We start from the raw sequence: 20,724 nt of genomic DNA on the forward strand, positions 1-20,724 counted from the left end.
CCATTCGAGGATCCGACCATGCGCACTCCCACCACCCACGCCACCGTTTCCGTCAACGACCTGAAGACGGGCGCCCCGCTGAACGTGTTCTACCGCGAAGCCGGTCCCAAGGACGCTCCGGCGGTGTTGCTGCTCCATGGCTTTCCGAGCTCCAGCCACCACTACCGCGGCCTGATCGAGCGGCTGTCGACGAAGTACCGGGTGATTGCGCCGGATCTGCCGGGGTTTGGGTTCTCCGACGCGCCGGAAGCTAAAGCGTTCGGCTACACCTTCGATCACCTGGCCGACGTCGTCGCCAGCTTCACCGACGCGGTAGGCCTCGAGCATTACGCGCTCTATCTCTTCGACTACGGCGCTCCGGTGGGTTTCCGTCTGGCCGCCGCTCGCCCCGACCGTGTCACCGCGCTGATCTCCCAGAACGGCAATGCTTACGAAGAAGGTCTGAGCGAGGGCTGGGCACCGATCAAGGCCTATTGGGCCGACCCGAGCCGCGAGAACCGCGACGCGCTTCGCGGCTTCCTCCAGGCTGGTACCACTCAGTTCCAGTATCAGCACGGCGAAGCAGACACCCGCTTGATCGCTCCGGAAAGCTACACGCTCGACCAGCACTTCCTGGATCGCCCGGGTAACGACGAGATCCAGCTCGATCTGCTGGGTGACTATCAGTCGAATGTGGCGGCCTATCCGGCCTTCCAGGCCTATTTGCGCGAACACCAGCCGCCGACGCTGGCCGTGTGGGGAAAGAACGACCCGTTCTTCCTGCCTGCCGGTGCTGAAGCGTTCCTTCGCGACCTGCCCAGCGCTGAGGTCCGCTTTGTCGACGGCGGTCATTTCCCGCTGGAGAGCCATCTGGACGAGGTGGCGCTCATCGTTCGCGGGTTCCTTGCACGGACGATCGATGCGCAGCAGGGCCCGGCCCTGTTTGGTCCCCTCAATGCGGCCAACACGCCCGCCGCTGCCAAACCACACCTTGCGACGGCGGAGCAGGCGTTCGGTTTTGTGCCCGTCCTGACTTACGCACTGGCTGCCGAACCGGCCGTGTTGGGTGCTTATCTGGGTTGGCTGGGAGCCTTGGGTGACACCTCGCTGGATCCGATCGCGCAGCAAGTGGCCATGACAGCGGCCAGCCATGCAAACGCTTCCGTTTACGGCGCCTCGGTCCACGCCACCCTCGCCGGCAAGCTGGGCGCCTCGCCCGAGCTGGTGTCCGAGATGCGCGCTGGGGGCACGCTAAGCGATCCGAAACTCGAGGCGGTTCGCCAGTTCGCCGACGCCATTGCCGCCAAACGCACACAGGTATCCGACAGCGATGTCGCTGCGCTGAAGGCGGCGGGTTTCGGTCGCGAGGCGGTGGTCGCCATCGCCATGGCAGTGGCTGGCAAGGTCCTCGTCAACACCGTTGCGCACCTTTCCCAGGTCGAGGTCGACGGTCCCTTCCAGGGCTGATCAGGAACTCATGTGATGAACAACCAAATTGCCATTGTGACGGGTGCCAGCCGTGGTATCGGCCAGGCCACTGCCGTGCGCCTGGCCCGCGACTTCGCTGGCGTAGTGATCGTTGCCCGCAACGCTGAGGCCCTGGAGAAAACCGCTGCACAGGTATCAGACGCCGGTGCGCAACCGCTCCTTGTCGCCGCGGATCTCCGGCACCCAGACGCGGCACGAGAGGTAGTCGCGCAGACTCTCGGACGCTTCGGGCGGATCGACGCCTTAGTGAACATTGCCGGTGCCGTGCCGCAGTCTGATTTGTTTCAGATGACTGACGCCGAATGGGACGACGGGATGGCGCTGAAGTTTCATGGCGCGCGTCGGTTGACGCTGGAGGCGTGGGCCGCATTGCGGCAAAGCAATGGCGCCGTCGTCCTCACCTCGGGTGCTAGTGCGCTGACACCCAAGCCGTCATTTGCAGCCGTGGGAACGATCAACGCCGCTATCTCGGCATTGGCCAAAGCCTTTTCAGAACGGGGCATCGACGACGGTGTGCAGGTCAACAGCGTCTTGCCGGGACCGGTCATGACCGATCGTCGGCAAGGGATGTTGGCCCGCTATGCCGAAGCACACAGCATCGAAGTAGACGAAGCCATGTCGGTCTTCGCAGCCGAAGCCCGCATCGCTCGTTACGGCCGACCTTCCGAAATTGCTGATCTGATCGCCTTCCTGGTTTCGCCAACAGCCCGGTGGATGACGGGCTCTGCCATCCGTATGGATGGTGGCGAGTCCAAGGCCATCTAACCCCTATCCGCCACCGTCGTCCTGGCCCGCCTACGAGGAACCCTCATGAACTGCTGCATCGTCGCGACCCTGCTTTCCTCTCTGACCCGCACCGGGGAAGTACTGCGCACTGCCGCGTCGATTGCGACGGTGCGGGCATTCGGACTTGGCTTGGATCAGCCGGTCATCCTTTATGGGATTGTGGCGCTTGCAGCGTTCCTGTCGGCCCTGCTCGGCTTTACGTTGCAGCGGCGGAGTGACCAGCTTGGCTCATTCGCGCTTGAGCTATCGAGCGCAACGGTAGCCAACGGACTCGGCCCCCTGAAGGGTGACTCGCATGAGGGCTCCGACGACGGCCAGGGCGATCGCGGCCCACCCGGAGCATCGTGGCGTCGCCGCGCCTAAAGCACGTCAGGCGGCGTGACACGCGGCGCTATGTGGTCGCCATGCTGTGTTGCCCTCTCGCTTTGCTCATGACGCTCTCCTTGATACCGCCTACCCGTCATCCAGGTGCGACACGCCACGCGAACGCAGCGTGCCGCGGATCTAACGGATTCGCGGGTTCATCGACTATCCGTGACCGGACGCCCTGCGGCTTGCCTTACGGCACGAACACGTGACGGCACGCACGGTTTGACGATCGGCGTGTAACCAACAGGGCACATTTCCCGAAGACCCCAGTGAGCCGTTCGGCTCTTCTGGAGATTCGCCATGAATACCTCGCAAAAACTTGCTGTTTGCATCGCGGGGGTACTGGCCACCGCCGGCGCCGCCCATGCCCAGGATCGTTCGCTCAACCTGCACGGATTCGACTCGCCTTACGTCTATGTCATGTCCAATGACATCCAGGGCAACAGCGTCGCCGTACTTCGACGTAACTTCTTCGGTGGCCTGGAGAAGGTCGGCGTGACGTCGACCGACGGTAAAGGGGTCGGCGTCGGCACCACGGCGCCGCCGCCGGATCCGCTGGGCTCGCAGAACGCCCTGATCAAGAGCGCGGATGGTCGACTGCTGTTTGCAACCAACGCCGGTTCGAACGAGGTGTCAGTGTTCGCTATCGAAGGAAGTCGCCTGCGCCTGATCGACGTCCAGCCAACGGGTGGGACCTACCCGGTGAGCGTCGCACAGCGTGGTAACCGGCTTTACGTTCTCAACGGTGCCGCGACATCGACCGTGACGGCATTCCAGATCACGCCTGGCGGCCAGCTCGTCGCACTGCCGTCGGAAACGCGGCTACTGGGCACCGATGCCCCGTTGGTAGGCAACCAGCCGAATGTCGGCATGACGCCGGCACAGTTGCAGTTCTCTCCCGATGGCAAGTGGCTCGCGGTATCGATCAAGGATGCGTCTGCCAAGGGCTGGTTCGAGCTCTTTGTCGTCAATCGTGATGGCAGCCTTGGAAAGGACCCGACGATTACGCCCTCGAACGACCCGCAACCGTTCGGCTTTGACTTCGATGACAGGGGACACCTGATCACTTCACAGGCCGCGGGCTCCGCCGCCAGTTCGTATGCGATTGGACGCGACGGCGCGCTGCAAGCGATATCCAGCGATGTCGCCAACGGTCAGGCCGCCACGTGCTGGCTGACGGTGGCCGGGCGCTTTGCCTTCACCGCGAATGCGGGCAAGGGCAACATCAGCGGGTATCGCATCGGTAACGACGGCTCTCTGAAGCTTCTGGACGGCGGCGTGGCCGGATCACTGGAAGCCGGCGCAGCGCCGACCGATCTGAAGGCGTCGGCCGATGGCCTGTTCCTGTACGTCGGCAATTCGCTGGGTGGCGATGTCGACACCTTCCTGATCCTGGCGGACGGGCGCTTGCTGAAGGTGGGACAGATTCCCGTATTCGCTGGCGCGTCCGGCATGCAGGGCATCGCCCTTTAACCAGCCGTTCGATGACACCACCCGGTCGATGGAGCCGACCGGGGTAGTGCGTGGGCGACGATCGCCCACGCTGAAACTCAGTGCTCGCGTGAAAGGTTGAGTGCGCGAATCACGTCTTGCCTGAGCAGATAGATCGACACGACCAGCAAGACAAGGTCCTTCAGCAGGAACGCCGCATTCATCGCCATCGCGGGAAACCCACCCGCGCCAGCGTCCCAGCCATCCGGCACGAAAGGAAGAATGCTCAGTGTCGATATGAAGGTGGCGATCGAGCCGAGAGCACCCAGCACGCTGAGTTTCTTGTTCCAGAAGCCGAGCAGCAAGAGCGAACCAAAGGTCCATTCCGCGGTGCCGAGGAGGATGGCGGTGCCGTGAATGCCCAGGACCGGGATCGTCCAGGAGATCAGCGGCCCATGCATGATCAGCGGGGCCAGCGCCGTGATCTCGGACTGGAACCATTTGTCGTAGCCGAACCAGGCAAAGATGACGACCATCGCAGCACGAAGCAGGTGGTAGTCGAGGTCTTTCGTCAGCAGGCCCGATTTGGCCAGGAGCCGGAGTAGAGCGTTCATCATGCGTCCTTCGTGCGGTGAGGTGGCCGCTACTTTACGAAGGAGAGGTGATTTTTCTAATACCAATTAGGCGCAATATGATCCTCAAAAGGATCAAAGCCTAATCTAGTCTTCTTCCGCCGCCTCGCGGCCCTGCTGCCGGATGATCGCTTCTTCGCGGGCGTCATTGATGGACTGGCGGATGCTGTCGAGATCGACCTCGGATTCATCCGGCTCGAAATGACCCGTCAGCTCCGTGTCGGTTCGGAGGTCGCCGGCCTGGAACAAAGCCCACATTTCCTCCCCATACCACGTATCCAGAAGCTCGGGCGCGGAGCGTCCGAGGAAGGCCGTGAGGTTGTTGACGTCGCGGAGCAGCATCGTGCGCGCCGCATTGTTCCCCGCGGCGCTGACGACCTGCGGAAAATCGATGACGACCGGGCCGTCCGGGCCGATAAGGACGTTGTAGGGAGAAAGATCGCCGTGGATCAATCCGGCGCAGAGCATCAGCACGACCTGCCGCACGAGAATCGCGTGGTATTCCCGCGCCTCATCGGCGCTGAGATCGACTTCACCGAGGCGGGGCGCGGACAGGCCGTCGGCGTCCGTCACCAGCTCCATGACCAGCACACCGTGGTAATAGCCGAACGGCTCGGGCACGCGAACGCCAGCGTCGCGCAGCTGGTAGAGCGCATCCACCTCGGCGTTCTTCCAGGCGGCTTCCTGCTGCTTGCGTCCGTACTTGCTGCCCTTGCCGATGGCGCGAGCCTCACGACTGCTGCCTACCTTGCGGCCTTCCTGGTACTGCACGCGCTGCTGGAAGCTGCGCTGTGCCATGTCCTTGTAGACCTTGGCGCAGCGCACGTCGTTGCCACTACGGACAACATAGACAGCCGCCTCCTTGCCACTCTTGAGTGGGCGGAGCACGTCATCGATGATGCCGTCGTCGATCAACGGCTGCAGGCCTAGGGGGGTCTTCAAGGTATTTCTTGGGTCAGTGGCATGGCCGCGGAGGCCATTGACCGACAATTTTCTCATTTTCCTGCACTTAGCGCCAATTCCGCCCCAGACCGCCGTTCAGACCTGGAGCGACGTGGTTCGTGAACGGTCTTTCCAGGCTATCCAGCCGACGACAACTGACCACGCCGCAGCGACACACGGCGGCACAGCGCGTGCGTATTCCCCATGGATGAGTACGGTCACGAGGGCGGCCAGGACGAAGGTTAAGACACGGCGCCAGGGGACCTTAGACATACGCGGCCGCGAAGACATCGCGGGCGGACGTCACGCCAGGGACGTGCTCCGTGCCTGCGACCCCAAGGTCCATCCATCCAGCGTTGACCGCGTCAAACATGGCTTCGGCTGGCCCCGTCTGGCCTTTCGGGATGCCGATCTGCTCGAACGCTGCCGGCCATTCATCCCGCGGGATCGCAAAAGCACTGATCCAAACCGTAGTCAGTCCTTGCCGAAACTTCGCGCCTTCGTCGATTTCGCCACGCAGCGAATGCGAAGGGAATTCAGGCCTGATGACTACCTGCCGAGCCCCGCGTCCTGATGGCAGGACCACGGGCGCCCGGCGATATCGGATCGCTGCCCGATGTGATCAGTTACTGCTCGCGTTCGGCGTTTCCATCTTGCGCTGGGCTTCCTCGAGCTTCTTCTTCAGGCTGAGGGTGTCTGCTCCCTGAGAGGGCGGAAACTCCATCATGCTCTTCAGATGCGCCGCGATGAACGGACCTCCTGCGGTCGGCGACCATAGCTTCGCTGCGAAGAACTTTCGACCGACGTAGCCCCATTCATCCGACTCCGGATCCATCTTCTCCATGGGGTCCATGAGGAGATTGAAGATGTACGGAACGGACGGGTAGTACTTTGCGTTGAACCAGCTGTTCTTTGGTTTGACGCCGATGTGCATCTTCCATGCGTCAACACGAACCGCCATCAGATCGGTTTCGTCGTAATAGAAAATCTCGCGGCGTGCCGACTTCTCCGACCTTCCCGTCCACATCTCGGTCTGGTCATAGCCGTCAAGGTGCACCTTGTATTTCTGGCCGTTCAAGGTATGTCCCTTGATCAACTTGTCCTTGATATCAGGTAGTCCTGCGGCTGAACTCAGCGTCGCGTACAGATCTTCATGGTTCTGTATGCCATTGAAAACCGAACCCGCGGCAATCGTCCCCGGCCACTTGATCAGGCAAGGCACCCGGACGCCACCTTCCCAGGTCGTGCCCTTCTCGCCACGAAACGGAGCGTAGCCTCCATCAGGCCACATCATCAGCTCGTTGCCGTTATCGGTCGTGTAGACAACGATCGTGTTGTCGTCGACGCCAAGGCTCTTTAGCTTCTTCAGCAACGTTCCGATCTGTTCGTCGTGTTCGAGCATCTTCGCGCGGACGACATCTTCTTCTGCGCGCCCCTCGTCGACGGCCTTCTGGATCCACTTCCTGGGTGAATGCGACCAGATGTGAATCGCTGTGGTGTTGAACCAGCAGAAGAATGGCTTTCCCTTACCGGCGGTGCGGTCAAGCCAGCCCAGCGTTTCGTCCAGGACCTCGCCGTCAAAGGTTTCCATTCGCTTGCGCGTCAGGGGGCCGGTGTCCTCGATCTTCTGTTTGCCGACGGCGCCGAACTTCGGATCGGAAGTCGTGTCGTCCTTGTCGGCGGCCCAGGTGTGGAGGACGCCACGTGGCCCGAACTGCTTGCGGTAGTCCGGGTTTTTCTGGCCTGGATAATCGAGCTCTTCCGGCTCTTCCTCGGCGTTCAAGTGATACAGATTGCCGAACCATTCGTCGAATCCGTGAACGGTCGGCAGGAACTCGTTACGGTCGCCGAGGTGATTCTTGCCAAACTGGGCAGTGGCGTAGCCAACTGATTTGAGCACCTCGGCAAGCGTCGGGTCGCCCTTCTGAATTCCTCGCGCCGAGCCAGGAATGCCGATGGTTGTCATGCCAGTACGCACCGGCAGCTGGCCCATGATGAACGCCGCGCGTCCGGCCGTGCAGCTCGGCTGGCCGTAATGATCGGTAAAGAGTGCGCCGTCGCGGGCGATGCTATCGATGTTCGGCGTCCGCCCCATCATTCCGTGGGAATAAGCACCCACGTTCCACATGCCGATGTCATCGCCAAAGATAACCAGGATATTCGGTTGAGCCTTCGTGCCGGGTGCCTGCTTGCCTCCCGAAGCGGATGCTGAGCTGCCGTTCTTCGTTGCCATGTCGGATCCTCCACCTGCGCGGTTGATAGGGCCGAGACCGCCGCAGTGGCGCACGACCGATGGGTTGCCACTCAATCCTGCCGGAGTCCTATCATCCCGACCATCGCAGTTGTTCGGTGCTCTCTCTGGGCGAAACTACCTAAGACGGCGCACCACGCATCCCTGAGGCGCCTCTCCACGTATATCTGTATCGTCACCGTATCCATCGCCTGGAAATAACCACCATGAAGCCGATCATCACCGCCGCCGCCATCGCCCTGGCCGCCTCGGCTGCCCTTTCAACGCCCGCCTTCGCGGCCCTGAAAGAAGGCACCCAGGCGCCGGACTTCACCGCACCGGCGTACCTCGCCGGCCAGCCCTTCACCTTCAAGCTGGCCGATGCCCTGAAGCAGGGTCCGGTGGTGGTCTACTTCTTTCCCGCCGCCCACACGGACGGCTGCAATGTCGAAGCCCACCTTTTCTCGGTGGCCATCGACAAGTTCAAGGCACTGCATGCCACGGTGATCGGCGTGACCGCCGGCCATACCAGCGAGCTGGCGGACTTCTCGAAAGAGAACGAGCATTGCGGCGGCAAGTTTCCCGTGGCTGCCGACGAGGGCGCGAAGATCGCAAAGCAATACGATGCGACGCTCATGATCCGGCCGGGCTGGTCGGATCGCACCTCGTACGTAATTGCGCCGTCGGGCAAGATCACGCACGTTTATTCGAGCCTCAGCCCGGACAAGCACGTGCAGGAAACACTCGAGGCCGTGAAGGCGATCGAGGCCGCTCATTAACCGAGGCACGTTGGGCGCCGGGCTGAAGATCGCGGGCATGCTGCTCGCGAGCGTCCTGTTGGTGCCCGTGCAATGGGTGGTGACACGCTTCACTCGCGGCCGAGCTGCCTTCGTTCTACCGCGGCTCTGGTTCGGTTGCCTGCGGCGGGCGATGGGCATCCGTGTCGAGGTGGTTGGCATGCCGCGCGACAAAGGCGGCACCGTGTTCGTCGGCAATCACGTGTCGCACTTCGACATCGTGCTGCTCGGCAGCCTGCTGAGCGCACGCTTCATCGCCAAGGACGACATGGAACGATGGCCCGGCATGCGCTTCATGGGCGAGCTCGGGCAGACGTTGTTCATCAGCCGTCGCCGCAGCGACGCCGCCAATGTGGCCGCGTCGCTTTCCGCGAAGATTCAACCCGACCAGGATCTCGTGCTCTTCCCCGAAGGAACCACTTCGTCGGGCGAGCGCGTGGCGCCGTTCAAGTCGAGCCTGTTCTCGTTGTTCCTGGATCGGCAAGGAACAGGTCACGCATGGACCATGCAACCCTTCACGCTGGATGTCCGCTCGGTTGATGGACAGGCGATTTCGGCCGGTGGCGATCGCGACATCTACGCCTTCCATGGCGGCATGGACGCCGGTGCTCACGTGAAGCGCTTCCTGCGCCTCTCCGGTGCGGTGGTGCGGGTGGTGTTCCACCCGCCCATCACGGTCGCGCCGGACGCCGATCGCAAGGCGGTGTCCGCACAGCTCCACGGGATCGTGGCGTCCGGACTCTCCTGATCGGTCAGTGCATCGATGCGGCGACGAGTCGCCCGATCTCGGCGAACCACGCGTCCGCCTGCTTCGGGGCGGCGGGCGAATCACTCAGGAACACGGCGACGATCATGCGGCGGCCATCCGGCGCCGTGACGATACCCATGTCATTCCATGCACCCAGGTGGTCCTGGTAGGTACCGGCCGTGCCGGTCTTGTCGGCAAGCTGGAAACCGGCGGGCAAGCCTGCACGGACGCGATTGGGAATGACCTGCGCCGTCATCATGCCCAGCAACATATTTGTCGACGAGGGCGAAACGAGCGCCCCGGCCTGAAGTTTTTCGAGAAACGCTGCAGCGGCATCGAGCGTCGTCGAATTCACGTGGCTGGCCAGCACCTGATCGAAACCACGCTTCACACGGCGATCGGCCGCGTCGTCGGATTCACCAGCCGACGGCTTCTCGCCAGGCTTCAGGTCATTCAATCGCAGACTCAGCTCGCGCTCGCCGAAGTCGATGCGCATGCCGTGAACGCCCTTGCTCTCGAGAAAGCGCGTCGCAACGTCGCCACCACCCAACAGCTTGAGCAGCGCATCGACAGCCGTGTTGTCGCTCTGGGTCACGGCTGCACGAAGCAGTTCTTCCACGGAAACGTCCACCGGGCCCGCTTCGAGCCGCTTACCAAGAGAAGGAACCGCGGAGCCCGGCACGATATCGGCGGGCACGAGGTGCACGGTGCGACCGAGTTTGAGCTCGCCACTGTCGACCCGGGCAAGCACCGCAGCGGCGATGGGCGCCTTGAAGGCACTCATCATCAGGTAGGGCCGGCCATCGTTGACCTTCACCGACGTTCCGCTGGCCGGGTCCATGACGACGATGCCAAGGGTACCCGGGCGCGCATCGCTCGCGATGCGCTCGAGCGACGCCTTCAGGGCGGCATCGGCGGGCGCGGCAAACGCGGATCCGACCGCGAGCGAAAGGGCCATGCCACGGATCAGCTGCATCAACATCGGTAGGACTCTCTGCATTGGGGACGCGCCATCTTCCCTACCCGCAGGGCCCCACCCGTGACGCCGATATGGCAATTGCAGGGCGATCAGCCGGGGAAGAACAGGTACACGGCGCTGTAGGGCACGCGAACCTCCGCGTTGGCGTGACCGGCATCGCAGCCGGTGGCAGGTGCCATGCCGCCTTCCGTGCGGGTACGAACGACATAAGCGATGTTGCTCATTACACCGCTGCCCGTCTTCGACTTCGCGTGAATCACGAGCCAGGGGATGGCACCCGCATCCGGCGAAGGCGACGCATTGAGCGGCTCGCCGACGACCGTGCTTCCGTCGGTCGCCTGCCAGCTCGGCCCCGCGAAGTGCTTGCCGATGAGCTTGCCTTTGGCATCGCTCAGGGTGGCCTCGGGTGCTTTAAGCGTCCAGGCGTAAGTAGCTGCGGTTTGCTTACACGTGTAGATCTGTACGCCCTTGCCGAAGGCTTCCACGGCGGGCGACTTCGCCGGCGCCGTCTGGGCACCGGCAACGCCGGCACCCGCCACGGCAACGACAAGGCAGCCTTTGACAATGGCACTGAGGGCTCGCGACACGATCATGCGGTTCTCCATTAGACGACAGGACGTCATGGGGGCGCCCGTGAGTTCCCGATGATAGTGCCAGGGTTGCCTAGCCGTCCGTCGAGCGCGTCAGGCTTTCCCACGTGTCGATATCTGCCGCCATCGCCGTCAGCTTGTCGCGCACGAGAGCGAGGGCGTCGCTGCCGAGCAGGAGGTGCGCCGGTGGTTCGGGAAGATCGACCAGGGCCAGGATGGCCTTGCCCGCCTTTGCAGGATCACCGAGTTGCTTGCCGCTGCGTGCCTGGCGGGCCTCGCGGATCGGATCGAACATCGCGTCATAGTCCGCAATGCTCCGCGGGGAACGCTGCATCGAACGGCCCGCCCAGTCGGTGCGGAAGCCGCCCGGCGCCACCGCGGTGACATGCACGCCGAACGGTTTCAGTTCCTTGCCGAGGACTTCGGTGATGCCTTCGAGCGCGAACTTGCTACCGCAGTAGTACGCGATGCCCGGCATGGTGATGAAACCGCCCATCGAAGTGATGTTGACGATGTGGCCACGCCGACGCTCGCGGAATCGCGGTACGAACGCTTGCGTCACAGCGACGGCACCGAACACGTTGACTTCGAACTGGTGGCGCATCGCCTCGAGCGGCGATTCCTCGAAGACGCCTTCGTGGCCATATCCCGCGTTGTTCACAAGGACGTCGACGGGACCGAAGCGCGTTTCTGCGTCAGCCACGGCGCCGGGAATCGCGTCCATGTCCGTCACATCCAGAAGCACGGCATGGGCGCGGTTGGCGTGCAAGGCTTCGAATGCCTGACGACCCTCCTCGTTGCGTACGGTGCCGATCACACGGTGGCCTGCAGACAGGGCTTCACGGGAAAGCGCGAGGCCAAAGCCACTGCTGACGCCGGTAATAAAGAAGGTCTTGCTGGACATGGGTTGTCTCCTGGTCGGGAATGGCCATCATCGTAGGCCGCGCAGGCGCCGTCTCCCATGGCCCGACCTGTGGCGCTATTGCCTGATCCTATGAATGAGGCTTGCGAGTGCACGGGGGAAGGCGGACAGTGACCCTATGGATACGCCCGCCCGCCACCGCATGATCACGCTCCTCCGGGCTCTCGCGCCGCGGGAGGGCTACACGCTGACGCCGCTGCCGGACGTGCGCCTCCTTCGCTCCGATCGCCCCCTGAGCCGCACACCGGTTCTTTATGAGCCGGGCATCGTCATCGTCGTGCAAGGTCGCAAGCGTGGCCTGCTGGGCGACGAGGTCTTCGTCTACGACGACCAGCATTATCTCGTTGTCTCCGTGCCGGTACCCTTCACGATGGAGACCGACGCCTCGGCGGAAGCTCCACTACTGGCTATCTACCTGCGTCTGGATCACGCCCTTGCGGCGGATCTGTGCATCCAGATCGATGAACGGTCGGGCGCCTCCCCCGCCACCCCGCGCGGTCTTTATTCCTCCCCCATGGAGGACGCACTTGCGGCGTCTGTCCTGCGTCTTCTCGAAGCGTTGGCGAGCCCGCCGGATGACGAGGTGCTGGGCCCTGCGCTCGTGCGTGAAATCTACTATCGAATTCTTTCCGGTGCGCAGGGCGGCTCGTTGCGCGCAGCGCTGGCGCAACAGGGCAAGTTCGGCATGGTGGCGCGCGCGATCCGAATGATCCATCGTCGTTACAGCGAATCCCTCACCGTCGATGAACTGGCTGGCGAAGCGGCGATGAGTGCGCCGACTTTCCACGCGCACTTTCGCGAGATGACAGGCACGTCACCGATGCGCTATGTGCAGTCCACGCGCCTGCATCAGGCGCGACTGCTCATGCTTCGCCAGAACACGACCGCTGCCGCGGCGGCCACCGCCGTCGGTTACGAAAGTGCGTCGCAGTTCAGCCGGGAATTCCGCAGGTTGTTCGGACTTCCGCCGATCGAGGAGGTGGAGCGGATGCGGCGCAATTTCGCCATGCCGGCGGCGCTCACGCCATCGCCGTTCGTGTCATCCCACTGAGTTCGTTGCGGAACGACGAAGTAAGGTTCTTCGCGGATTACCGGGGCTTGGGCGCTCGCCTTCGGCCTCGCTGGCTCGGCTTTGCCATCGCTTTCTACACTTGGGCGTCTCGCGGGGAGACCTTGGTGTCCACCCTCGAGGCGAGTTCCCGACAAGTGGAGCGGCCGTAGGCCAGATGGATACATGGGCCGCGCAGCGGCCTTCCGGTACGAAACGCGAAGGGGTGTCTGAGCAGCGAGGGTGGGCACCGAAGGCTCTGCGCCGTGACCTCTGGCCCGCCGCGGCGTGAGCCGGTCGCAGGCGCAGCATCCAGCATCCCCGGAATTTCGCGAAGAACGCGAAGTAAGGCCGCCCGACCTGTATCGGACGGCCCCGACAGCTTTGGCCGTTACTTGCCGGCAACCGCGTCGTTGAGTTTCTCGAGCGCCTGGTCAGCCGTAAACGTGTTTGGTTTCTGGATCTTCGGAAAGTCCACGAACGTCTGGTTGAACTTCGTCAATAGCGCAATCGCTCCATAGATGATGTAGACGTGATTGATGTACCAGTCCCAGTACGTGTTCGACGTGACATCCGCGAACTCGTACGGATCCGTTCGCAGGTTGTAGATTTTCGGAATACGCATGGCCGTGAACGGTTCGCCCCAGATCGCCATGGTGCCCTTGCACCGCTGTTCCATGAAGGTAACCTTCCAGTTGTCGTAGCGAATGCCCAGCGTGTCGCCGTCGTCCGAGATGTAGACGAACAGCTTGCGCGGCGACTTCTTCTCCTTGCCGGTCAGGTAAGGCAGCAGACTCACGCCGTCGATGTGGTTCTTGTAGGTACGTCCAATCGTCTTCACCCCTTTCTTGAGGTCTTCGACGACCGTCTTGTCGCCCGCAAGCTCAAGGAAGGTCGGCAACCAGTCGTGGTGCTGGACGATCTCGTTGGACACGGTGCCCGGCTTGATCTTCCCCGGATACCGGGCAATCAGCGGAATACGGAACGCACCTTCCCAGTTGGTGTCCTTCTCGCTACGGAACGGCGTCATGCCTCCATCTGGCCAGGAGTTCCTGTGCGGACCGTTGTCGGTGGAGTAGATCACCATGGTGTCGTCGGCAATGCCCAGCTCGTCCAGGTAGTCCACCAATGAACCGACGTTCTTGTCGTGATCGATCATGGTGTCGTGATACGGAGACTGCCAGCGACCGGCCTGTCCCAGGCTTTCCGGCTTGGTGTGCGTGTACAGGTGCATGTGGGTGAAGTTGACCCAGATGAAGAAGGGCTTGTCCTCGTCAACGGACTGCTTCATGAAGCCCTGTGCCCTTTCCGCGAATTCATCGTCGCAGGTGAGCATGCGTTTCCTGTCGAGCGGGCCGGTATCCTCGATCTTCTGCTTGCCGACCTTGCCCCAACGCGGCTGTTCGGTCGTATCGTCGACATCCGTAGCGAAGCTGTGAATGACGCCGCGTGGCTTGACCGTCTCGATAAAGGCACCGAATTCTTCCTGTGGGAAGTAGTCGTACATCTCCGGCTCTTCCTCGGCGTTGAGGTGGTAGAGGTTGCCGTAGAACTCATCGAAACCATGATTGGTCGGAAGCATATGGTTGAGATCGCCAAGATGGTTCTTGCCGAACTGTCCGGTCTTGTAGCCTTCATTTTTTAACAGCGCGGCGATCGTGACGATTTTCTCGTTCATGCCGATCGGCGCGCCCGGGATGCCGACCTTGGACAGACCCGTGCGCATCACGCTCTGGCCGGTGATGAAGGACGATCTTCCCGCCGTGCAGGATTGTTCGCCGTATGAGTCGGTGAAGATCATGCCTTCGTTGGCCAGGCGATCGATGTTCGGCGTGTGGTAGCCCATCAGGCCGCGGCTGTAGCAGCTGAGGTTCGAGATGCCGATGTCATCCCCCCAGATGACAAGAATATTGGGTTGTTTTTTCGCGTTTCCGGCCATGGCTAACTCCCGAGTCAGTTCATGAAGTAGCGCATGGCGGCGTTGCCCGGAGCCAGTGAGGTTCTACTTAGGAAAACTCAGTAAAGTTGCGGGAACACCGCCGCGCCACGCGAACCGTCGGCCGGTAAAAGTACGACCTGCGCGCTGCGTAGTTGTTCTATAGCGAAGCGCAGGTTCGAACTGTCTACTACTGCCTTCTCATGTCACAGGTTATGTGACGCGCGGGAGTGCTGTCATGGACTGGTCGGGTGCGTCGCGCCTCCTGCTGCTCGGTGCCGCTGCGGCCATGGCGCCCGCGGCTTATGCCCAGGGTGTGCGCGCCGCGACCTGCGCCACGGCGCCACCGACCACGCCAGCCGGACAGGTGCGCGCAAACGGCAATATCGTCTCGATTGCGAGCGGCACCTACTCGCCAACGACAGCCGGCGCGCCTGCGTTCTATGCGATCAACAATGGAACCATCAACGCTACGGGTGCGGTCACGTTGATCACGACCGCAGCCAACACCGCTACCGCCTGCGCCTCCGGCGGCGGTGCGATTCAATTTCTGGCACCCGGCTCGACAATCAGCCGGCTTGGCGCTGGCGGGCCGGCGCTACGTGCCGAAGCCGGGACAAACCTCACATCCGCAGGGACACGCTTCTACACATCGCTCGCCAACAGCGAAGGCCTGCAAGTGGTCGGCGCGACGTTCGTCGGGACCGGCGACCTCATTGTGACCGGCGTGACGCTGGGCACGCAGGCGGGTAGTCCGTCGACGTATGGATTGCCCGTCGATGCGAGCGGAAACCTGGTGACCGATTCGACACAGTTCGTTGGCAAGGCGGCGACCGCAGCCCACGGCGTCAGCGCGAACGGGTCCCAGGTTCGCCTTGACGACGCATCCATCTACATCCTTGGCACCGGCGCCGGGGCGACGAGTGGGAGCTACGGCCTGAATGCCACGGGCGCCTCACGGTTTAACGTGGCCCAGGTCCACATCGTGACCCGCGGCAACAACAACATCGGTATCCGTCTCGCTGAAGGCTCCCAGCTGAATGCATCCAACCTTTCCATCGACACGACCGGTACCGTGGCCCACGGCGTCTCCGCCAGCGATGGATCCACGGGAAGTCTCGCCAGCTTCGACGTGCGCGTCGCGGGACAGAATGCGCATGGTGTGCTGGCGGCATCGGGTAGCACGCTCAACCTGTCCGGTGCCGGCTCGGTCGTGGTCGACGCGGGCCAGACCGGCAATGCCCTGCGTGCCGACGGCGCGGGCAGCGCGATCACCGCGAATGCGCTGCGCATCTCGACGTTGCGCAACGGTGGCGTCGGTGCGAACGCCATCAATGGCGGCAACATCGATATCGCTGGGAGCAGCGTGTATTCCTCGGGCATCGCTGGCGGGACGTCGGCGGTGGGGCTGCTTGTTGGTGGTGGAGGAAGCCTCACCAGCCGCGGCAACACCCTTCTTACCGGTGTCCAGCTGGGCGGTGACCCGACGCTACCCAGTTATGGGCTACCGGTGGACGGGTCCGGCAACATGACCAGCGACCCTTCGGCCTTTGTGCCCACGGGGACCACGGGAGCCAACGGTGCGCAGGTGGCGACGACGGGAGGAACGCTACGACTGGATGTCGATGCTGCCGGGGCACCGCTCGGCAGTTCGACCACGATCTCCACCTATGGCAATAACAGCTCTGGCATCGGTGTCGCACAAGCAGTCGGCGCGACGACTGCTCTGCGGGCCGCGGGGACCGCGATAACCACGCACGGTATCAATGCGAATGGCGTGCTCGTGCAGGGCGCAGCCGGTGGCGCGGGCCCCGTGGCATCGCTGTCCGGTTTGAACGTTCGCACGATCGGCGCGAACTCGAACGGTGTTTACGGACAGGCCGGAGCGCAGGTCGCCATCGGCGATTCATTCCTGGCCACCTCGAGCGGCGGTGCTGGCATCCGCGCTGATGGTGCGACGACGCTGGTGACGGCACGCAACCTGACGATCGGCGCTGGCGGTACCGGTGGCCCCGGATTGAATGCGACGGGCGGGACGATCGACAGCGTAAACACCCTGATCATCAACGCGGCACGCCCGGCGATCACGCTCAATGCGGGCGGAGGCACGGCGGGTACGATCATCTCCAACGGTGACACGGTCTATACCGGTGTAATGCTCGGCACCGATCTCTCCTTGCCAACGTTCGGCAGGCCTGTCGACGACAGCGGTAACGTAGTTTCAGATCCAGCGCAGTTCGTGTCCTCAGGACTTACCGGCCATGGGGTGTTCGCGGGCGTTGCCAATGCGCGGGTATGGATGAATGTCGATCCGGCGACGGGGACCGCCACTGGTGCGCACAGTGCAATCACGACGCTCGGCGATATCAGTGAGGGCTTCAACATCTCGGGTTCCAATGCGCTGGCCACGCTGTCGAACGTCGACGTGTCCACGCGTGGCGTCGACTCCATCGGCGCACGCGCATCCGGAGCGGGCGAGATTCGTGCCTCCAACCTCTCCGTCGAAACCTCCGGGCAACACGGTTACGGTCTCGCGGGGTATGCGAACAGCGTCGTTACCGCAACCGGCAGCAACATCGCGACGACAGGCGATCAGGCGCATGGACTGATCGCGTGGTCGACGAACAGTCGCGTCGTGATCAATGGCAGCAGCACGGTTCGCACCACGGGGACACAGGCACACGCGGCGCTTGCCTGGAATGGCGGCGACATCGAAGCGGTCGACACCGCGATCGACGCGACCGGTGCCGGCGCTGCGGCATTGTTTGTACGTGGCGATCCCGCCGCCGCGTCTGCGTCGGGCAACCACGTGACCTTGTCGAGCACATTCGGCCCGACGGTCGCGGTGCTCGGCGCGGCCACCGTCACGCTAAGCAACGCCACGGTCAGTAGTCCGGGCCTGTGGCTCAAGGCCGGGTCGCTCGGTGACTTCGACAGCCTCGATGCGCCCGTGCCTGACCTGTCTCCGGACGACCAGGGCACACCACTTCCACAGCTACCGGGCACACCATCGGTGCAGGTGACACCGACCGTAGCGACCCTCGCGGTGACGCAGAGCCAGATGACGGGCGCAGCCCTGACCATGCCTGGAAGCACGGCAAATCTCGTACTTGAGGATTCGGTGTGGAACCTCACGGGAAACTCGAACCTCACCTCGCTCGTCAACGACCCCAGCCTGATCGCGTTCAGTCCTCCCACCGGGGATCCCACGTCGCTCGCCAGCTACAAGACACTCGCGGTCGGTAGCTATAGCGGCGATGGCACACTGGCCATGAATACATACATCGGCGCGGACGACTCACCGTCGGACCGGCTGGTGATCGATGGCGGCGCCGGCAGCGGCACAAGCGCGCTGTCCATCCAGCGCAGCGCAGGCGCGGGCGCCCTGACGGTCGCCAACGGCATTCTTCTCGTCAGCGCGGTGAACGGCGCGACCACGACGGCGGATGCGTTCCATCTGGGCAACCGCGTCATCGGCGGCCCCTACGAATACACACTCCAGCGTGGCAGCGTCGATGGCACCTCGCCGGACAGCTGGTACCTCCGCTCGAGTATCGACTGCCGGGCCCCCGGCGCGCCGTCCCCACCGTGCGAGAGACCGGTACCCCCGGACCTGCCGCCCGGACCGCCAGGTCCGCCCGCCCCGCCACCGACACCCATCCCCAACTACCGTCCCGAGGTGTCGCTGTATGCCGCGCTGGCTCCGACCGCGCTGAACTACGGACGCTCGCTCCTCGACTCGCTGCACGAGCGCGTCGGCGAGCAGGAACTGTTGCGCGGACGAACGGATCTCGACGGAACTCACCCGGGACCACAAGGCATGTGGGCGCGCGTGATCCATGTTGACGGCGAGCGCGATGGTGCATCCAACGGCATCTATGGCAGCGGGCCGAGCTATGACTACGCGTTCAGCGCACTGCAGATCGGCCTGGACGTCTACCGTAGCGCCGAAGATGAGGAGCGCGGCGTGCACGCGGGTCTTTACGGCGCCGCCGGCGGGTCCGATGCGACACCAAAGGGCGTGGATGGAACCACGGTCGGTCACGATCGTATTCATGGCTACACCGTCGGCGGGTACTGGACCCGCTACGGCGAAGCGTTGCGGCCCTGGTACATCGATGCCATCGTGCAGGCGACCTGGTATGACGCCGAGGCACAGTCATCGCGCTGGGGCTTGCCTCCACTCCGGAGCAAAGGACCCGGTTACGCCGTATCCCTGGAGGGCGGATACCCCTACGCGCTCGGCCATGGCTGGTCGCTCGAGCCACAGGCCCAGATCGACTATTCCTGGCTGAACCTCGAGAGCGCGTCGGATCCCGGCGCCCGCGTGGAGTTCGATGACACCGACTCGCTCGTCGGCCGGGTGAGCGGCAGGCTTTCGCGGCAGTGGAGCCGTGGCGGCGACCCGCAGGCCCTGCTCGAATCCACCGGATGGACGAGACTCAGCGTGAGGCACGAATTCCTGGGAAATCCCAGGACATCGTTCTCTTCGGCGACGGGCAACATCCCTTTCAGGGCCGACATGGGCGGCACATGGTGGGAGCTGGAGCTGGGGATGACGCGCGAAGTGGCACGAAACGCGTTCATCTTCGGCAACGTGGGGTATTCCGAGGGCTTCGACGACGATCGCCGTTCCTGGGAAGGCAAGGTCGGCGTGCGCCTCAACTGGTGACCGGGCCCGGCAATGCCTATTCATCCTGCCGCAAGGAATTGGCGGGCACACTCGAACCGGCAACAACCCCGGCCTCGTGCCTCGTACGGAGATAAACCCATGCGCCATTCCGCCCTGCTCCTGGCCGGTTCCCTCGGCCTTGTCCTGGCCTCGCACGCCTTTGCTTCCGACCGACCCGACCCGGGCAAGCTGACCACGCACTGTCTCGATGCCGCTGCGAAGAAATTCGACGTGAAGAACGACTACATCCAGCTGCAGCCCATCCAGGCCGCCGATTCCGGCTCGGGTTACTCCATCGCCGGCATCGCCGACGCTGGCATGGATGGCAAAAAGAACTTCACCTGCCAGTTCGACAAGAAGGGCAAGCTGGCGAACCTCGTTCCCGAAGGCAAGTAATTCGGGAAATCGGTGCCGCGCGCAGGGCGCGGCTACCGATCTCAGCAACCGAGAAGTCGCAATCCTAAGTTCCACCGCCGGGAGCACCCAACGCAGTCGCCGTGCCGCTCAGAGGCCGCGGCCTCTATCAGCGTGTGCCAACCGCCCCTCTCGATTTGCTCTCTTCAGAAACTCCAATTGCATCGCAAGGCGTTCCGGAAACGGAACGTCTTCAGGAGAAAGGCCTGCATTCGCGCAACTGCGTGGAAGCGTGGCCCGGTAGTTCTGAAACGCGACACCGATCTGCATCGGGCCGGGAAGGCTACATCCTGTCTCCGTACGTAGCCAATTGCGAACTTGCAAGATGAGTCGGGAGGCGTCGCCACTGTGCGATTGAAGATCTTGACCCGCAATATCGGAAAGGCATTTCTGTGATGTGTACTTACTCCGCTCGAGAATAAGAACCACGTGCTTTCCGAATTTCCCACCTGCAGATCTGAGACCCAACGTAAAACCAAGTTCAAAGGGCATATTGAAGCGCGGAAGATTGTTTGCGGCGTCTAACTCAACCGCGGAGAGGTCGTGAATGCTATACGGCGATGTCTTTATAAGACGCTCGATCTTGTCCATGCGTACTTCGCCGCCGTCTCCTTTCTCCAGGGCCGACCTTGGCCAAAAGCCACACGCCAGCACAGTGAACATCATCGCTTCGAAGAGAAGGTCGTAGTCCATGGTGAACGGACAATTGATGAAGACGCTGGTAGAGGTCGCCGGTGTCCTCGCTCGCATGGCTCAACGCT

Annotated in this window: 17 protein-coding genes; 9 read left to right on the plus strand and 8 right to left on the minus strand. The window is 63.0% G+C overall.

Translation table 11 applies throughout. From position 1 onward, the window contains the following. Nucleotides 1–18 precede the first annotated feature (18 nt). From ACVWWJ_RS22480 to ACVWWJ_RS22495, 4 genes are all read left to right on the plus strand, one after another. The gene (locus ACVWWJ_RS22480) at nt 19–1,446 is read left to right on the plus strand and encodes an alpha/beta fold hydrolase (protein ID WP_456969552.1); all 1,428 of its coding nucleotides are present in this window, start codon (nt 19–21) and stop codon (nt 1,444–1,446) included. 15 nt (nt 1,447–1,461) lie between these two features. Then, nucleotides 1,462–2,232: an SDR family oxidoreductase gene (locus ACVWWJ_RS22485; protein ID WP_456969553.1), complete on the plus strand. Its 771-nt coding sequence runs from the start codon at nt 1,462–1,464 to the stop codon at nt 2,230–2,232. Between the two features lie 45 nt (nt 2,233–2,277). Next, complete coding sequence (locus ACVWWJ_RS22490) at nt 2,278–2,616, plus strand: hypothetical protein (RefSeq protein ID WP_456969554.1); 339 nt, start codon at nt 2,278–2,280, stop codon at nt 2,614–2,616. A gap of 306 nt (nt 2,617–2,922) precedes the next feature. Continuing rightward, the gene (locus ACVWWJ_RS22495; protein WP_456969555.1) at nt 2,923–4,095 is read left to right on the plus strand and encodes a lactonase family protein; all 1,173 of its coding nucleotides are present in this window, start codon (nt 2,923–2,925) and stop codon (nt 4,093–4,095) included. A 77-nt stretch (nt 4,096–4,172) separates the two neighbouring features. Here ACVWWJ_RS22495 and ACVWWJ_RS22500 read toward each other — a convergent pair whose 3' ends face one another. The 3 genes from ACVWWJ_RS22500 to ACVWWJ_RS22510 form a co-directional block, all read right to left on the minus strand. Continuing rightward, on the minus strand, nt 4,173–4,670 hold the full coding sequence (locus ACVWWJ_RS22500; protein WP_456969556.1) for a YkgB family protein: 498 nt from the start codon (nt 4,668–4,670) through the stop codon (nt 4,173–4,175). Nucleotides 4,671–4,772: 102 nt separating this feature from the next. After that, nucleotides 4,773–5,627 (minus strand): PA4780 family RIO1-like protein kinase, encoded by an 855-nt coding sequence (locus tag ACVWWJ_RS22505; protein ID WP_159893327.1) that lies wholly within the window; start codon nt 5,625–5,627, stop codon nt 4,773–4,775. A 622-nt stretch (nt 5,628–6,249) separates the two neighbouring features. Further along, on the minus strand, nt 6,250–7,860 hold the full coding sequence (locus tag ACVWWJ_RS22510; protein ID WP_456969557.1) for an arylsulfatase: 1,611 nt from the start codon (nt 7,858–7,860) through the stop codon (nt 6,250–6,252). A gap of 224 nt (nt 7,861–8,084) precedes the next feature. Here ACVWWJ_RS22510 and ACVWWJ_RS22515 point away from each other — a divergent pair, with 224 nt between their 5' ends. Together ACVWWJ_RS22515 and ACVWWJ_RS22520 are read left to right on the plus strand one after the other, a co-directional pair. Beyond that, nucleotides 8,085–8,636 carry a peroxiredoxin gene (locus tag ACVWWJ_RS22515; protein WP_456969558.1) on the plus strand — a complete coding sequence of 184 codons (552 nt, stop codon included), beginning with the start codon at nt 8,085–8,087 and terminating at the stop codon, nt 8,634–8,636. A 37-nt stretch (nt 8,637–8,673) separates the two neighbouring features. Then, complete coding sequence (locus tag ACVWWJ_RS22520; RefSeq protein WP_456969559.1) at nt 8,674–9,402, plus strand: lysophospholipid acyltransferase family protein; 729 nt, start codon at nt 8,674–8,676, stop codon at nt 9,400–9,402. Nucleotides 9,403–9,406: 4 nt separating this feature from the next. On the opposite strand, the gene bla is transcribed toward ACVWWJ_RS22520, so the two are convergent. The 3 genes from bla to ACVWWJ_RS22535 form a co-directional block, all read right to left on the minus strand. Then, the gene (gene bla, locus ACVWWJ_RS22525) at nt 9,407–10,402 is read right to left on the minus strand and encodes a class A beta-lactamase (protein WP_456969560.1); all 996 of its coding nucleotides are present in this window, start codon (nt 10,400–10,402) and stop codon (nt 9,407–9,409) included. Nucleotides 10,403–10,470: 68 nt separating this feature from the next. Next, a complete protein-coding gene (locus ACVWWJ_RS22530) occupies nt 10,471–10,974 on the minus strand; it encodes a DUF3455 domain-containing protein (protein WP_456969561.1) in 504 nt (167 codons plus the stop codon). A gap of 70 nt (nt 10,975–11,044) precedes the next feature. Continuing rightward, nucleotides 11,045–11,875, minus strand: a complete 831-nt coding sequence (locus ACVWWJ_RS22535; protein ID WP_456969562.1) for an oxidoreductase — start codon at nt 11,873–11,875, stop codon at nt 11,045–11,047. Between the two features lie 136 nt (nt 11,876–12,011). Here ACVWWJ_RS22535 and ACVWWJ_RS22540 point away from each other — a divergent pair, with 136 nt between their 5' ends. Then, nucleotides 12,012–12,944: an AraC family transcriptional regulator N-terminal domain-containing protein gene (locus ACVWWJ_RS22540; protein WP_456969563.1), complete on the plus strand. Its 933-nt coding sequence runs from the start codon at nt 12,012–12,014 to the stop codon at nt 12,942–12,944. 388 nt (nt 12,945–13,332) lie between these two features. Here ACVWWJ_RS22540 and ACVWWJ_RS22545 read toward each other — a convergent pair whose 3' ends face one another. Beyond that, nucleotides 13,333–14,880, minus strand: coding sequence for an arylsulfatase (locus ACVWWJ_RS22545; protein WP_456969564.1), 1,548 nt, complete (start codon nt 14,878–14,880; stop codon nt 13,333–13,335). A 235-nt stretch (nt 14,881–15,115) separates the two neighbouring features. Between ACVWWJ_RS22545 and ACVWWJ_RS22550 the strand changes: the two genes are divergently transcribed. Together ACVWWJ_RS22550 and ACVWWJ_RS22555 are read left to right on the plus strand one after the other, a co-directional pair. Beyond that, complete coding sequence (locus tag ACVWWJ_RS22550) at nt 15,116–19,549, plus strand: autotransporter outer membrane beta-barrel domain-containing protein (RefSeq protein WP_456969565.1); 4,434 nt, start codon at nt 15,116–15,118, stop codon at nt 19,547–19,549. A gap of 99 nt (nt 19,550–19,648) precedes the next feature. Then, nucleotides 19,649–19,945, plus strand: coding sequence for a hypothetical protein (locus tag ACVWWJ_RS22555; protein ID WP_456969566.1), 297 nt, complete (start codon nt 19,649–19,651; stop codon nt 19,943–19,945). A gap of 108 nt (nt 19,946–20,053) precedes the next feature. Here ACVWWJ_RS22555 and ACVWWJ_RS22560 read toward each other — a convergent pair whose 3' ends face one another. Then, complete coding sequence (locus ACVWWJ_RS22560) at nt 20,054–20,656, minus strand: hypothetical protein (protein ID WP_456969567.1); 603 nt, start codon at nt 20,654–20,656, stop codon at nt 20,054–20,056. Between the last annotated feature and the right edge of the window lie 68 nt (nt 20,657–20,724).

Source organism: Luteibacter sp. HA06, assembly GCF_054061215.1.

Coding starts and splice junctions, on each gene's coding strand:
- ACVWWJ_RS22480 (WP_456969552.1), top strand. CDS start 19: ATGCGCACTCCCACCACCCACGCCACCGTTTCCGTCAACGACCTGAAG.
- ACVWWJ_RS22485 (WP_456969553.1), top strand. CDS start 1,462: ATGAACAACCAAATTGCCATTGTGACGGGTGCCAGCCGTGGTATCGGC.
- ACVWWJ_RS22490 (WP_456969554.1), top strand. CDS start 2,278: ATGAACTGCTGCATCGTCGCGACCCTGCTTTCCTCTCTGACCCGCACC.
- ACVWWJ_RS22495 (WP_456969555.1), top strand. CDS start 2,923: ATGAATACCTCGCAAAAACTTGCTGTTTGCATCGCGGGGGTACTGGCC.
- ACVWWJ_RS22500 (WP_456969556.1), bottom strand. CDS start 4,670: ATGATGAACGCTCTACTCCGGCTCCTGGCCAAATCGGGCCTGCTGACG.
- ACVWWJ_RS22510 (WP_456969557.1), bottom strand. CDS start 7,860: ATGGCAACGAAGAACGGCAGCTCAGCATCCGCTTCGGGAGGCAAGCAG.
- ACVWWJ_RS22515 (WP_456969558.1), top strand. CDS start 8,085: ATGAAGCCGATCATCACCGCCGCCGCCATCGCCCTGGCCGCCTCGGCT.
- ACVWWJ_RS22520 (WP_456969559.1), top strand. CDS start 8,674: ATGCTGCTCGCGAGCGTCCTGTTGGTGCCCGTGCAATGGGTGGTGACA.
- bla (WP_456969560.1), bottom strand. CDS start 10,402: ATGCAGAGAGTCCTACCGATGTTGATGCAGCTGATCCGTGGCATGGCC.
- ACVWWJ_RS22530 (WP_456969561.1), bottom strand. CDS start 10,974: ATGATCGTGTCGCGAGCCCTCAGTGCCATTGTCAAAGGCTGCCTTGTC.
- ACVWWJ_RS22535 (WP_456969562.1), bottom strand. CDS start 11,875: ATGTCCAGCAAGACCTTCTTTATTACCGGCGTCAGCAGTGGCTTTGGC.
- ACVWWJ_RS22540 (WP_456969563.1), top strand. CDS start 12,012: ATGGATACGCCCGCCCGCCACCGCATGATCACGCTCCTCCGGGCTCTC.
- ACVWWJ_RS22545 (WP_456969564.1), bottom strand. CDS start 14,880: ATGGCCGGAAACGCGAAAAAACAACCCAATATTCTTGTCATCTGGGGG.
- ACVWWJ_RS22550 (WP_456969565.1), top strand. CDS start 15,116: ATGGACTGGTCGGGTGCGTCGCGCCTCCTGCTGCTCGGTGCCGCTGCG.
- ACVWWJ_RS22555 (WP_456969566.1), top strand. CDS start 19,649: ATGCGCCATTCCGCCCTGCTCCTGGCCGGTTCCCTCGGCCTTGTCCTG.
- ACVWWJ_RS22560 (WP_456969567.1), bottom strand. CDS start 20,656: ATGGACTACGACCTTCTCTTCGAAGCGATGATGTTCACTGTGCTGGCG.